Here is a 12,938-nt window from a genome sequence, read left to right as displayed (position 1 = left end):
CCCTTTCTTGCTTTATATACCGAATTACCTATTTCAGTTCCCTTACAACAACTCAATAAAACATACAAAGCGCACTCACATGTTTTATTGCACTAACACCGGGAAACGGGATGGTAGATCAATAAGGAGGGATCAACATGAAAAAGACAATGTCTGCTATTACCGCTGCGGCAGCAGTAACAAGCTGTTTTACCGGCTTTGGGGCTGCGTCCTTTTCAGCACCGGCAAAGGCCGCAGCTCAAACAAACACACTCTCAGAAAACACGAATCAATCAGCCGCTGAGCTTGTCAAAAACCTCTATAACACCGCCTATAAAGGGGAAATGCCTCAGCAGGCGCAAGGCCTTACCATTAACAAAAGCACAAAAGGGGATGTCCACGCTGCGTTTGGGGAACCGGAAAGACCAGTCGGGGGAGACAATCGATTTGATTTATATCACTGGAATATGGGACAGCCGGGCTACGGATTTTCCTATCATAAAGACATGACAATTTCAGAAATCCGCTACTTTGGAACCGGTGTGGAACGGCAGCTGAATTTAGGCGGAGTTACGCCGGAAGTGCTGCAGAAGCAATTAGGACCAGCAAATCGGGTGTTAACCGTCCCGTTTACCGATGAAATCGATTATGTATATGATACAGGCCGCTATGAACTCCATTTTGTAATAGGCACAGATCAGACAGCCGACCATGTAAACCTAAAAGCAAAATAAACACCCTATGCGGCTATTCAGCCGCTTTTTTAGTGGACAAATAAAAGATATATTCCTTACAATACAGGGAGATGAAAAAGAGACGGGGTATCAATTCGCAATGAAGCGAAATCGTTGGATATATGCAGTTTTCACCGTACTGATCATTGGGCTGGGGTTTGGATCCAGAGCATTCTCCAGTGTTCTTCCTGATACCCTCAATACTTATCTGGGAGACTCGTTGTGGGCCGCTATGATCTTTACGGGATGCGGATTTCTATTTCGGAAGCTGAAGACAATGATAACGGGCATTATCAGTCTTTCTTTCTGTTTTGTCATTGAATTCAGCCAGCTCTATCATGCCGAATGGATCGACCAGATTAGGGATGCTTCTCTTGGCGGGCTTGTACTAGGGTACGGTTTTTTATGGAGCGATATCGAAGCATATACAATCGGAATTGCCGCCTGTGCCGCCATAGAACTGCTGGTTTTGGGAATCAAAAAGCGCCGCTGTATGTGACGCTTTTTTTCATTTGGAAAACAATCCGCACTGAGAAAGAATGGCCTTCGCATCCAAACGTGTGGCCTCGCTTATCGTGATATGATGTTGATTCATAAATGACTGAACGGCATGATAGCCAACTGCATAACCCGCAAAAGCCGATAAACCTACAGGTTCAAATCCTTTGTCTTTAGCAATTGGATCACCAAACATATAACGGCTGACTTCCGAAAATCCTTTCACATCCAGCACCTCATTAATCACATCAATGGAATATTGCAAATCCTCATGATCAAAACGAGTTACCCAAGGGCCCAATCGTTCCGTGCCAAACAGCTCTCTGGCGAATGATTCCGCCAATCCTTCAATCACAAGATAATCCCCGACACTTACAGAGCCATGATGAAAATCTATATACGAAAACCGCACATTATGATGAAACTCATGAGCAATAATGGAAGGAATCCTTGGCAGGTTATAACGGTTCGGATCAATCCATACATGAATAAAGCCCGGTATCCCGCCAAACCCGCAGTAGCCTTTTTGCAGCTGAAGTTTATTTGGATCAGCGATATAAAGGCCGAATTTGATCTCCTCTGCATTCACCCGCAGCTGTTCGCGCTCAGCAAAAAATATGCATTGCCGAAGTGCAGATTCAGCTGTCTCTGAAACATGTGATTCTTTCAGTATTTGCAGTGCTTTCTGGCCGCTTTCAGTATCACGGACATCCAAATAGCCCAGCATTTTCGCAGCCATGATCACATCATAGCCGTTTGGCTCCTTCGCTTTCAGCGGAACTTGGATGGCGGTCCACATCTTTTCAAACGGCCTCATCATCGTATACCGAAATTCATCTTCTCTTTTCTGTTCTTCCATTGAAAACAGCTTTTCGTATTGCTCAAAGGTCTTTTCCATTACAAGATTCATCCTGATTCCCTCCTTGTCAAAAACATACGATATGCCGCAGCGTAAAGGTCAACAGGAGAAATTAAGCCATTTTTCACTGTAAAATCATACAAACCCGCCGATAGGTAAGGCATAGGAGGTGGAACGATGGATATTCCTGCTTTATCAGTTGCGATGCATCAAGCATCCCTTGCCCAGAATGTTAATATCGCTTTAACGAAAAAAATGCTGGACACCGCCCAGCAAAATGCCGATCAAACCTTAAAGATGATTCAGCATCCGACTCTCGGACAAACCATTGATGTAAAAGCTTAACCTCACACCAAAGGCGGCCAATAACTCCATCCTCCCGGCCGCCTTTATTGTTCACAAAAAATCATGCATGTTTTGATTGTTCCTCCGTATGATTTATTGTTTGCCATATTAAGGGGGTCATAAAGAATATGAAAAGACTGTTTACGAAGGCTTCATTGGTGTTATTCGCAGTAGTATTTGTTTTTGCCGCCAAAGGTGTACCCGCCAATGCGGAAACCCATGCCTACGATGGTAAAAGCCCTTATTACAATGATTGTGCGTCCACCGGCTCTACAAAAAAATCCTCAAACTTAGTGAATGCCAGCAATCAAGTCATCGGAGTAGTCGAGCTTAAATTCAGCAGTACATGTAAAACAGCTTGGGCAAAAATCACGATGAATAATACATTGACGTCTGGCTTTGAAGCAAATGCGGAGATTACCCGAAACACGGACGGAAAGAGATATAATTGTGATTCTGCAGGCGGCAATGGAAAAGCGGTGGCCGGCCAAAAGTCTTGCTATACACCGATGGTATATGATTTAGATCCAAGGACTTCTTACGCTTTCGGCAAGTATTCAGGGCCAAACTTAAATGTTTGGGCCACCACAGGCTCTTATTAAATAGAAAAAAGGCTGTCCGTACGGACAGCCTTTTGTAATTTATTTCGCTTCTCTTTGTTTTTTAACCTCTTCAAGCTGAGAAACTGTCACCAATTGATAGCCTTGATCGGTGAGCTTTTTTATAATTTCATCGGCCGCATCAGCAGAGGTGCGGTAAATATCGTGAATCAAAATGGTTCTTCCATCTCCCGCCTGATTCATGACACGGTCAACAATTGTTTTTTTGTTACGGTCTTTCCAATCTTCCGGGTCAACATCCCATAACGCAACATCCATTTTCATTTGACTCCGCAGTTCATCATTAATGCCGCCGTATGGGGGTCTTACAAGCGTCGGACGGTATCCGCTTATTTTTTCAATGATGTCTTGCGTATCATTGATCTGCTTTAACGCTTCTTTCACTGAAAGCCTTGTGAGAAGCGGATGGCTCCATGAATGGTTCCCCACCTCATTTCCTTCTTTCAGCATTCTTATTAGCGTTTCCGGATAATATTGAACCCTGCTCCCCAAAACAAAAAACGTGGCATGACCCTTATATTTCTTCAAGGAGTCTAGAATCTGATTTGTTGTCGCAGGATTCGGGCCGTCGTCGAAAGTAAGCGCAATGACTTTTTGATTTGGATCAACCGTTTCCTCTTTGGGTAAAGAAATCACTTCATGCTTCGGCTTTTGTTCTTTGATTTTATTTTTATTTTTTGCTTTATCAATATATTGTTCTTTCAGAATGTCTTTCAAAAGACTTTTCTTAATGGCAATCGATTGCTCTCCAAGATAGCCTGCTGCAACCTGATATGTGTCAAAGTAAAGTTCGATATAATCCTCCTTGATGGCAAAGCGGCTGAAATTTTCTTTTTTCGGAGCCGTCCCTTCCTTTAACAGTGCATCGTCCGCGGCAATGTCCTTATTCTTTTTCAGCTCGTGATAAGCGATTAACGAAAGCTTATGTAAGTAGTCAGCGTCCTCTTTGAAAATATCATCAATGGAAAGAAACGCTTGTTTACTAAAATCATAGTTAAACGTTTTTTTCACGGTTTGCTCGTGTGCCCCGCCGATGTATTTATATTCATTAAATACAATCGCCACTGTCTGTTTGGCATAATGGACAATTTTATAATCAACATTTAATTCGTTGCGTTTTGTCGTATGCTCTTGGTCAACGTCTTTTGTTTCCTTTTGAAATTGACGAACCTCTTTTTCTGCGAATCTTTTTAATGCCGAATCCATTTTTTCATTTTTGAAAACGGGATAGTTAACCGCGTAATTAAAAGTTTTCCCGTCATTCACAAGCGTTGCGATCTCAACATTCCCATATTGAGAATCAGTTCTTACTTTATTCATGACCGTTTCTTTTTTCAATGAATGATTATGGAAAAAGCCGATAAGGCCCACCACACATACAACTGATATTAATACATGAAACCATTTGATTCTTTTTGCCAACAACAAAAACTCCTTCTTTCGTAGCCATTTCGATTTACTCTTCATCAGTTGGAACTGTATCTATTTAGAAATGTTTTTGTAACATTGTAGTAACATTTATTTCACATTTGTAATACTATGAGATTTAGAAGTTCATGTCAATCCTTTTTAAGGAATTTCATCATAAAAAAAACCGAATTTCATGAATGTACATACACCCAACTTAAGCATCAGGAATATGGTAAAAGGAATAAAAAAAGCTAGGGAGGTTTTCCTCTTGGATTACCCTTTGAATGAACAGTCATTTGAACAAATTACCCCTTATGATGAAAGACAGCCTTATTATTATCCGCGTCCGAGACCGCCATTTTATCCGCCTTATTATTATCCAAGACCGTATTATCCGTTCTACCCGTTTTATCCGCGCCCACCTTATTACTACCCGCGCCCGCGACCGCCTTACTACCCTTGGCACGGTTACGGCGGCGGTTATGGCGGAGGATATGGCGGAGGTTACGGTTACTAGTCGCCGCATATCAAAATGGGGGCAGTCCAGCTCCCCATTTTTTTGTTTTAAAAATGACAATATCATGACAAATATAGGAAATAATTGTGATTCCGTCCCCCTCTTGTTACGATAACAAAAGCATGCAGTTTTGGGGGAGGCGTCTATTTTTGGAGAATACAAGAGATTCTGCAGCCATATCTGAAACAAAATACATAAAAGCTTCGAACCGGGTAACCATTTACGATTTTATCAAACTTGCAAAGCCGGGCATTATCATATCAAACTCGATAGCAGCCTTCGGCGGGTTTTGGATCGCGTTTGCAAGCGCAGAAAAAACGTTAACCGGCTTGGCTTTTTTGATGACAATGGTAACAGCAATGTTGGGAACCGCGTTTGTGATGGCTTCCGGCACTGTCTATAACAACTATTTTGATCGGCATATGGACGCAAAAATGGCACGCACTCGCAGCAGGGCCTCGGTCACAGGGAAAATGCCGCCAGCCATGATCTTAACATATGGCTCTGTTTTAGGGATCGCAGGCCTTGCCATGCTTTATTCCCTCAATCCATTAACGGCCTATCTCGGACTGGCCGCCTTTATTTTTTATGCGATCATCTATACGGTATGGGTGAAACGAACGTCTGTGTGGAGCACATTTGTCGGGAGCTTCCCAGGAGCTGCGCCGCCATTGATGGGGTATTGTGCCGTAACCGGTGACTTCAGTATGACAGCAGTGCTGTTATACACGATTATGTTTCTGTGGCAGCCGCCGCATTTTTGGGCGATTGGGATAAGACGCAAAGAGGAGTATCGCGCTGCTGGCGTTCCGCTCTTGCCAGTAGTCAAAGGCAATCATGTAACAAAAATAAAAATGATGCAATATATTGCCGTCCTGGTGCCGGTCACGCTATTATTTCCTTTCTCTCTAGGCACCGGCCATATAAGCCCATTTTATTTCTTAGCCGCCTTGGTTCTCGGAGGCATATGGATTAAAAAAAGCATCAAAGGATTCAAAACAGACGATGACGTGAAGTGGGCAAAGGATATGTTTGTCTACTCGCTTATTTATTTTTGCTTGCTGTTCTTCATCATGATGATCGATTCATTTATGATGTTTCTGATCAGATGATGCAAAAAGAGCCACACATTAATGTGACTCTTTTTTGTTTGGAAAAACAGCATCTAATAGAAATGTCATGGCAAAAAACACAGCCATGCAAATCAAAAATCGTATAATCTCACTCAAAATCCAGCTATCAGCTATGCGCATACCATCGGTTTCTCGGAGGGTTGCGCATATTGAAAAAATCATGAGTATGTTTTTTAGGGTTTCTTTGTTCATAAAATACCATCGCTTTCTCGATAGAATGACTTAAAGGCAATGAGATAAGTCATCAAGATATAAAATATGTCGCATCGTTGCATGTTTTGATTGAAAGAAATCATTGTTTTTTTGCCAGCCAATTGTAAAGCTCAGGCAAACAGATGAAAAGCGTTTCTGTGAAAAAGCAGATCTAATCGAATGCTTCTATACTCTCTCCACAAATAAAAAATGCTAAGAAATACATTTGTTTCTCTAATCTATAAACCCGCACTCTTTTTCCATCATCAGGTATTATAAGCCAAAAACAAACAAAAAAATAGACTTGCGTTTGAGTTGTATGAAAGTGAAATTGCAAGAATAACTCATACGGTGGTAATATATTGTTTGATTTTCCCATATTCATAGATTTGGAGGTCATACAAAAGTGAAGGGAATATTTTTAGTTGTTCAGCTTGGATTTTCTATTATGGTATTTCTGTTTTTAGCTGCTGTTAATTGGTATCAAGGAAGCGAGCTTGTTTCAGATCGATTTGATTGGAACTATACTGCTAAACTCTCAAAACTGCTAAATGGAATTGATGCCGTCAGCAGCCCCAAACAAATTTCACAGCTTGATTTTTTCATCTACTCCGCTAAACACTACCCTGTTATGAGTGCGTTAATGATCATCTCCTTCTTATATGTTCTGGCCGCTCTTTTTTTACTTATATACTCAGTCAAATGAAATAAGCAAGAGATTCATTTAGACTGCTGACCCGGTAAAATTCGTTTTTATAGCCCCTTAACTCTTCAAGATGTTCCTGTGTTTAGTGAGGCAGACCTTAACCTAGGTTTTCGGAACTTCTTGCTCAATTTTACGTATACCTTAATAGGAGGGATCAAACGATGAAAGAATATGAATTTGTAAGAGTTGAGCTGAGCACGATGAGAAGAAGGCCTAAAGAAGACTACCAGCAAATCATCCATGATTATGCGAAAAGAGGCTGGAGATTCGTTCAGATTTTCGCTCCCAGTATAGATGGGTATGGGGCAGCTGCTTATTTTGAAATCATATTTGAAAGAGATACGGAAAAAGCTTAATCGACATGACTAAGCTTTTTCGTTTCCCCTATATCTGCATCTATACAATTTTTGCAAATGCGGCATCACATGATTTGGCTAAATCTTGTGGCGCCAACTTTAGCTGCATACCGATTTTCCCTGCACTGACAATGATAAAATCAAGCGTTTCTGCAGATGCATCAATATAGGTCGGGAACAATTTTTTCATGCCAATTGGCGAGCAGCCGCCGCGAAGATAGCCAGTTACCGCTAATAGCTCCTTCATTGCAATCATTTCTATTTTCTTTTCCCCTGTCACCTTTGCTGCCTTTTTTACATCTAACTCTTCTGCAACGGGTACAACAAAGACATAATAATGATTTGTTCCTGCTGCTGCAACCAACGTTTTATATACATATTTCACAGGATAACCGATTTTTTCCGAAACAGAGATGCCATCTACAGGCTGGCCGTCTGTTTTATACCCTAATACCTCATAAGAGATGTTCTGCTGTTCTATCAGACGAACCGCATTTGTTTTTGCCATTTTTTTCACCCACTATCAAAATGATGTATATCTAACTTCTTGCAGTAATATGTAAATTCTATCATCCTAACCTGCATTTTCAAGGTTACTAGCATTGAATCAACGAAAGGACAAATTGATTTCCTTGGACGCCTATAGCCCATTATTAGTCTACATGGAACAAAACAGGAATGAACAAATAACTCCCACATACAATTTGTATGAATGGAAAATAAAGGAGTGGTTGCTTTGTATCATTACTTTTATGGCCCTGCGTTAATTCCTTACTTTTCACATACTCATAACCCTCAAAGAAGTCCAGATTTTTCAGAAAGACAGCGAAGAAGAGAAATCACATTGACTGTAGATGGCTTTGTCCCCCCATCTTCCACCGAAGATCTTGGAGACGGCTTTTATTCTTACGCATGGACGAACCAACAGGTCATCAATCCAGGTGAATACTTAGTTTGTCATCTAGAAGGAAGAGATATCAACGTGATAAATGGTGGGTTCACTCCGCGCGATACTGCTCCATTGTATGCGGTAGCAAGCTTTCCAAGACGAAGAAACCAATGGGTCATTATCATTCATAATCCTGTGCAAACCCAAAGAGCCATATCGCTTTATTTGATTGCGAAAAGGTAGCTCATCAAGTTATCAGAAACCCTGCATTCAGGAACAGAAAAACGGGTAGGTACACATTAACATCGGCATTTTCCTACCCGTTTTTGGTCTGGGCAAACTCTCACCTGTCAATCTTTCAATTCCCCTCAATTTCTTCATCTTTCTCTACTGCCAAGGTATCAGAGAAAATTGTTATATGTTATCATTGTTCCCAGTAAAAAGAAAAGAGGATTACATATATGGTTCTTCTTGAAACGAATCGATTACGATTAAAAACGATTGATATTCCCCTTCTTGACGCCGCTTCTAAACAAGATCATCAGGCTATCAAAAACCTAGGTTATGAAACAAATGGTGAATGGCCAAATTCTGATTTTTTTGAAGCGATACCTTATTTCCGCGAGATTTTAGTGAAAAACAATGGAACAAAAGGATTTGATTCATGGATTATTGTAAAGAAGGACAATCATGAAATTGTTGGAGGAACTGGATTTTTAGGTGATCCAGACGAGAATGGCATGATTGAAATTGGTTTTGCAACAAATAAAAGTCATCGCCGCAAAGGTTATTGTGTGGAAGCCGCCCAAAAACTAATAAACTGGGCATTAAGCCAAGAAACAGTTAACCGGATCACCGCAAGATGCGAACATGATAATCTAGGTTCACAAAAAACTTTGGAGAAGTTAGGGTTTATATTGGATCATAAATCAGCGGATTATATGCATTGGATATATGTTACAAAGTAGAGTCCTTAATTACAAACGCAGGCACTGCGCCTGCGTTTGTTTGGATTATTTACCTCTGTGCTTCTTTTTCGCTTTTTGCTTTTTGAGCATATACCTTTGCTCTTTTACATATTCTCGTTGTTCTTTCGTTATTTGTTTTTTCTTTTGCTTTCTTGCTTCAAGCTCTAGCTTTATCGCCTCTTGAGCTTTAGAAGTTACTCCGGCGTTTTTCAACTCTTTTGAAACCTGGCGCTGCAATCTTTTTGGATTGATCTTTTTTTGACGTCTGCCTTGTAAACGAACTCCTTCCTGCTCAGCTTGGACCATCATATTCAAAAGTTGGTTATGAACAAACTCTAATACTTCAGAATCCCTCGGCTCTGTGCCAAAAAGATGACGAAAGGCTCTTAGCTTTCCATTGTTCACAACTTCAACAACGCCTACCCAAAACTGACCATCATAGTAAACCGTTAATTTCATAACGATTCCCTCCTCATAAAAGATATTAAAGAATGATGGACATCCCGAGGAGGGGAAGGTTACTGACATGATCAATCATGCATCCGGACTACCAACCGAATCGTGTTTTTTCATTCTTTACCATATACAGAAAAGAGTGTAACATTTCTTCTCCAACTATTAAACTCTTATTTTATTTAGATCATTGCTGTAGAATAGGCGTCTTCACTCGCAAATTTATTTCTCAAGCCCTGCCATGTTACAGATGGGAGACGATACATTCTGCATATCCTTCGAGTTTAAATTCTCCAAGACCGTAAGGCAGCAACATATGATCTCCTTTTTTGAAAGGATAGACATACTCACCAGAGATCATACGGCCCTCCCCTTCAATCACACTGATAAGAAGGAATGGTTTTTGCTGATTTAAGCTTGCTGATCCTGATAAGTTCCATTTCCCCACCGAAAAGTAAGCGCATTCAACTAATGTCGTTGTTAGCAAATCATCAATTTGTTCATGGTGAACCGTTTGCCGCTCTGGAATAGAAGGGACCTCTATCACTTCGATGCTCTTTTTCAGATGAAGCTCGCGCAGCTTGCCTTCTGCATCTTTTCGGTCATAATCATATAATCTGTAGGTTGTGTCTGAATTCTGCTGCGTCTCCAAAGCAAGAATTCCTTTTCCAATCGCATGAACAGTACCGCTTGGCACATAGAAAAAATCCCCCGGCTTTACCTTTACACGGCGCAAGAGCTCATCCCATTCTCCACGCTCTATCATGGTAGTTAGTTCTTCCTTTGTTGTTGCATTGTGGCCATAAATAATCTCGGCATCTTTTTGGCAATCAATAATGTACCAGCATTCTGTTTTTCCAAGCTCACCGTTTTCATGTATGTTGGCATATTCATCATTCGGATGCACCTGTACAGATAAGTCCTGGTCAGCATCTAATATTTTTGTAAGCAGAGGGAAACGATCCCCTTCAAGCTGTCCGAATAAATGTCTGTGATGTTCCCATAATTCGCTGAGCGTGAACCCCTTATACATTCCGTTTTGAACAACGCTTTGACCATTTTGATGCGCGGCAAAAGCCCAGCACTCTCCTGTTCGTTGTGACGGAATGGTATAGCCAAAATCAGCTAAAGCGGTCCCACCCCAAATTCTTTCTTTGAAAACAGGCTTGAAAAATAACGGTTCAGTCGTCATGAAAATCCCCCGCTTTATTCGATTTCTTCTAGCAGCTTGTAGGCTTCTTCTGTTGTTTGCACAGAGAGCAGCCGCTCCCTATAATTGTCATCCATTAGCTTACGAGATAGCATCTGCAGTATTTTGAGATGCTGGTTTCCCCCGCTCTCTTTCGGTACAGCAATCATAAAGATTAATTTAGCTTCTGATCCATCCAGGCTATTCCAATCAACGCCTGATCGTTTGATCCCAAAGGCAACACTCGGCTCCCTGACCGCCTCAGACTTTCCGTGCGGAATCGCGATATTCATGCCAATCGCCGTTGTTCCCTGTTGTTCACGATTCAAAATGGCTTGTTTAAACCCGCTCTCTGAAAGCAGCGCACCTCTTCGTGACAATTTCTGAATCAATTCATCTATGATGTCATCCCTCGTTTCCCCCGATAAATTTGGTTCAATTAATTCCGGGCTGATAATGTCTGTCAGTTTTTTAAATTCCGACATCTCAGCTTTTTGGCTTTGAATTGGCTGCTTTATTTCATTTGCTGCCGCAGCTTCATTTGGCGCGGAGGGCGGTGCAGTTTCACTGAGCACAGGAGACGCCGTAATATCCTTTTTTAGTACATTGACGAACAGAGCAGTGACAAGAGATCCTGCAATCACAGCAATAAAAAACATCAAGACATGATCAACTGCGCCAAGCACTGCAACGATAGGTCCGCCGTGCGCCACTCTGTCTCCCACATTGCCAATCATGGCTATCACAGAACCTGTCATTGAGCCTGCCATAATACTTGGAATAACGCGCAGAGGGTCCTGCGCCGCAAATGGAATCGCTCCTTCAGTAATGCCGAAGAGACCCATCGTAAATGCCGCTTTCCCCATTTCTCTTTGAGATGCCTCGAATTTTCTTTTTCCCAAAAACGTCGCAACGCCAAGGCCAATCGGGGGGATACAAATGGCGACAGCAATTGGTCCCATAATTTCATAATTTCCTTCTCCAATCATTGCCGATCCAAACAGAAACGCCACCTTATTTACAGGACCGCCCATATCAAATGAGATCATCGCCCCTAAAATCAATGCCAGAAGGATCGAGCTCGACCCTTTCATCCCCGCCAGCCAAACTGTTAAAGAGGCGAAAATTTGAGCTACAGGCGCGCCGATCAAAAACACAAACGCTAAACCTACAATCAGTGATGCAAACACCGGAATAATAATAATCGGCATAATCGGCTGGATGGCTTTTGGAACTTTTAATTTTTTGATCCAAAGTGCCGCGTATCCGGCCAAAAACCCGGCAATAATCCCCCCGAGGAATCCGGCGCCGCTTGCGCTGTCATAAAAACTTCCAGTCGCCGCAATATAACCGCCGATCATCCCTGGCACAAGTCCCGGTTTATCAGCGATGCTATAGGCGATATAGCCGGCTAAAATCGGAATCATAAATGAAAATGAAGCACTGCCGATCTGTTCAATCGTTTTCCAGAAGGAATCATCCGGAATAACTAAGCCGTTAGGTGTTTTCTCCCCTCCTAGAGTTAATGCAACCGCTATCAATAATCCGCCGACAACAATGAAAGGAACCATAAATGAAACGCCGTTCATTAAATGACGGTAAATTGGATTTTGTTTCTTCTCCTGATGATTACCGGATTCCGATTTTGTAGCGGAACGATAGACCGGTATATCCCCGTTAAGAGCTTTTTGAATCAATTCTTCCGGTTTGCGGATGCCGTCCTGTACCCCCACAGACAGCAGTTTTTTGCCTATAAACCGGTCTTTGTTTACCGAGCGGTCTGCAGCAATAATGATTGCGTCCGCTTCGCGAATTTCCTCTTCGGTTAGCTTATTTTCGACACCAATTCCCCCCTGGGTCTCAACTTTGATGCTAACGCCCAGTCTGTCAGCAGCTTTTTGCAGATTTTCCGCTGCCATATACGTATGGGCGATTCCATTCGGACAAGATGTAATCGCTAACAGTTTCATAGGAAACCTCCTTTAAAGTGTGAATAATAAGATCTTGTCTCAACTGTATACCGAAATCAGCTCATTAAAATCGTTTTTTTTACCATAGGTTCCGGTAATAAAGGCATTTTTCCCATAACA

The 12,938-nt window shown here is 41.7% G+C and carries 16 protein-coding genes; 10 read left to right on the top strand and 6 right to left on the bottom strand.

Features of this window, described 5'->3' with window-relative positions:
* The first annotated feature begins 137 nt into the window (after positions 1-137).
* Both NSQ83_RS06785 and NSQ83_RS06780 read left to right on the top strand, forming a co-directional pair.
* A complete protein-coding gene (locus NSQ83_RS06785; protein WP_014476503.1) occupies positions 138-713 on the top strand; it encodes a YjgB family protein in 576 nt (191 codons plus the stop codon).
* A gap of 100 nt (positions 714-813) precedes the next feature.
* On the top strand, positions 814-1,212 hold the full coding sequence (locus NSQ83_RS06780) for a DUF2809 domain-containing protein (RefSeq protein WP_198878878.1): 399 nt from the start codon (positions 814-816) through the stop codon (positions 1,210-1,212).
* 9 nt (positions 1,213-1,221) lie between these two features.
* On the opposite strand, the gene NSQ83_RS06775 is transcribed toward NSQ83_RS06780, so the two are convergent.
* Positions 1,222-2,121 carry a DUF2268 domain-containing protein gene (locus tag NSQ83_RS06775; protein ID WP_198878877.1) on the bottom strand — a complete coding sequence of 300 codons (900 nt, stop codon included), beginning with the start codon at positions 2,119-2,121 and terminating at the stop codon, positions 1,222-1,224.
* A 126-nt stretch (positions 2,122-2,247) separates the two neighbouring features.
* On the opposite strand from NSQ83_RS06775, the gene NSQ83_RS06770 reads away from it, so the two are divergent.
* Together NSQ83_RS06770 and NSQ83_RS06765 are read left to right on the top strand one after the other, a co-directional pair.
* Positions 2,248-2,415 carry a YjfB family protein gene (locus NSQ83_RS06770; protein WP_014476499.1) on the top strand — a complete coding sequence of 56 codons (168 nt, stop codon included), beginning with the start codon at positions 2,248-2,250 and terminating at the stop codon, positions 2,413-2,415.
* 128 nt (positions 2,416-2,543) lie between these two features.
* On the top strand, positions 2,544-3,017 hold the full coding sequence (locus tag NSQ83_RS06765; protein WP_032678796.1) for a YjfA family protein: 474 nt from the start codon (positions 2,544-2,546) through the stop codon (positions 3,015-3,017).
* Positions 3,018-3,056: 39 nt separating this feature from the next.
* On the opposite strand, the gene pdaC is transcribed toward NSQ83_RS06765, so the two are convergent.
* Positions 3,057-4,460: a peptidoglycan-N-acetylmuramic acid deacetylase PdaC gene (gene pdaC, locus NSQ83_RS06760; protein ID WP_198878875.1), complete on the bottom strand. Its 1,404-nt coding sequence runs from the start codon at positions 4,458-4,460 to the stop codon at positions 3,057-3,059.
* A 253-nt stretch (positions 4,461-4,713) separates the two neighbouring features.
* On the opposite strand from pdaC, the gene cotT reads away from it, so the two are divergent.
* From cotT to NSQ83_RS06740, 4 genes are all read left to right on the top strand, one after another.
* Complete coding sequence (gene cotT / locus NSQ83_RS06755) at positions 4,714-4,962, top strand: spore coat protein CotT (RefSeq protein WP_015715704.1); 249 nt, start codon at positions 4,714-4,716, stop codon at positions 4,960-4,962.
* A 122-nt stretch (positions 4,963-5,084) separates the two neighbouring features.
* On the top strand, positions 5,085-6,074 hold the full coding sequence (gene cyoE / locus NSQ83_RS06750) for a heme o synthase (RefSeq protein ID WP_072692652.1): 990 nt from the start codon (positions 5,085-5,087) through the stop codon (positions 6,072-6,074).
* A 619-nt stretch (positions 6,075-6,693) separates the two neighbouring features.
* Positions 6,694-6,993, top strand: a complete 300-nt coding sequence (locus tag NSQ83_RS06745) for a YjdJ family protein (protein WP_198878874.1) — start codon at positions 6,694-6,696, stop codon at positions 6,991-6,993.
* Between the two features lie 161 nt (positions 6,994-7,154).
* Positions 7,155-7,349 (top strand): DUF4177 domain-containing protein, encoded by a 195-nt coding sequence (locus tag NSQ83_RS06740; RefSeq protein WP_024572451.1) that lies wholly within the window; start codon positions 7,155-7,157, stop codon positions 7,347-7,349.
* 40 nt (positions 7,350-7,389) lie between these two features.
* On the opposite strand, the gene ybaK is transcribed toward NSQ83_RS06740, so the two are convergent.
* Positions 7,390-7,857 carry a Cys-tRNA(Pro) deacylase gene (ybaK, locus tag NSQ83_RS06735; RefSeq protein WP_198878873.1) on the bottom strand — a complete coding sequence of 156 codons (468 nt, stop codon included), beginning with the start codon at positions 7,855-7,857 and terminating at the stop codon, positions 7,390-7,392.
* A gap of 228 nt (positions 7,858-8,085) precedes the next feature.
* On the opposite strand from ybaK, the gene NSQ83_RS06730 reads away from it, so the two are divergent.
* Both NSQ83_RS06730 and NSQ83_RS06725 read left to right on the top strand, forming a co-directional pair.
* The gene (locus tag NSQ83_RS06730) at positions 8,086-8,481 is read left to right on the top strand and encodes a hypothetical protein (protein ID WP_009967031.1); all 396 of its coding nucleotides are present in this window, start codon (positions 8,086-8,088) and stop codon (positions 8,479-8,481) included.
* A gap of 218 nt (positions 8,482-8,699) precedes the next feature.
* Positions 8,700-9,206, top strand: a complete 507-nt coding sequence (locus NSQ83_RS06725; protein WP_088467632.1) for a GNAT family N-acetyltransferase — start codon at positions 8,700-8,702, stop codon at positions 9,204-9,206.
* A gap of 45 nt (positions 9,207-9,251) precedes the next feature.
* On the opposite strand, the gene NSQ83_RS06720 is transcribed toward NSQ83_RS06725, so the two are convergent.
* The 3 genes from NSQ83_RS06720 to manP form a co-directional block, all read right to left on the bottom strand.
* Positions 9,252-9,734, bottom strand: coding sequence for a YjdF family protein (locus NSQ83_RS06720; RefSeq protein WP_088467631.1), 483 nt, complete (start codon positions 9,732-9,734; stop codon positions 9,252-9,254).
* Positions 9,735-9,903: 169 nt separating this feature from the next.
* The gene (gene manA / locus NSQ83_RS06715; protein WP_088467630.1) at positions 9,904-10,851 is read right to left on the bottom strand and encodes a mannose-6-phosphate isomerase, class I; all 948 of its coding nucleotides are present in this window, start codon (positions 10,849-10,851) and stop codon (positions 9,904-9,906) included.
* Positions 10,852-10,865: 14 nt separating this feature from the next.
* Positions 10,866-12,818, bottom strand: a complete 1,953-nt coding sequence (manP, locus tag NSQ83_RS06710; protein ID WP_088467629.1) for a PTS mannose transporter subunit IIABC — start codon at positions 12,816-12,818, stop codon at positions 10,866-10,868.
* Positions 12,819-12,938 lie beyond the last annotated feature (120 nt).

The organism is Bacillus sp. PS217, from assembly GCF_037963535.1.
GTDB classification, from domain to species: domain Bacteria; phylum Bacillota; class Bacilli; order Bacillales; family Bacillaceae; genus Bacillus; species Bacillus subtilis.
Note: the sequence above shows the minus strand (reverse complement) of the source record. Positions and strands in the feature narration are given on the sequence as shown.

Bases quoted from the DNA above. Each gene is read 5' to 3' on its own strand.
- manP (WP_088467629.1), bottom strand. From the start codon at position 12,818: ATGAAACTGTTAGCGATTACATCTTGTCCGAATGGAATCGCCCATACG.
- manA (WP_088467630.1), bottom strand. From the start codon at position 10,851: ATGACGACTGAACCGTTATTTTTCAAGCCTGTTTTCAAAGAAAGAATT.
- NSQ83_RS06775 (WP_198878877.1), bottom strand. From the start codon at position 2,121: ATGAATCTTGTAATGGAAAAGACCTTTGAGCAATACGAAAAGCTGTTT.
- NSQ83_RS06770 (WP_014476499.1), top strand. From the start codon at position 2,248: ATGGATATTCCTGCTTTATCAGTTGCGATGCATCAAGCATCCCTTGCC.
- NSQ83_RS06780 (WP_198878878.1), top strand. From the start codon at position 814: ATGAAGCGAAATCGTTGGATATATGCAGTTTTCACCGTACTGATCATT.
- NSQ83_RS06785 (WP_014476503.1), top strand. From the start codon at position 138: ATGAAAAAGACAATGTCTGCTATTACCGCTGCGGCAGCAGTAACAAGC.
- cyoE (WP_072692652.1), top strand. From the start codon at position 5,085: ATGCAGTTTTGGGGGAGGCGTCTATTTTTGGAGAATACAAGAGATTCT.
- NSQ83_RS06720 (WP_088467631.1), bottom strand. From the start codon at position 9,734: ATGTCAGTAACCTTCCCCTCCTCGGGATGTCCATCATTCTTTAATATC.
- NSQ83_RS06740 (WP_024572451.1), top strand. From the start codon at position 7,155: ATGAAAGAATATGAATTTGTAAGAGTTGAGCTGAGCACGATGAGAAGA.
- ybaK (WP_198878873.1), bottom strand. From the start codon at position 7,857: ATGGCAAAAACAAATGCGGTTCGTCTGATAGAACAGCAGAACATCTCT.
- NSQ83_RS06765 (WP_032678796.1), top strand. From the start codon at position 2,544: ATGAAAAGACTGTTTACGAAGGCTTCATTGGTGTTATTCGCAGTAGTA.
- NSQ83_RS06725 (WP_088467632.1), top strand. From the start codon at position 8,700: ATGGTTCTTCTTGAAACGAATCGATTACGATTAAAAACGATTGATATT.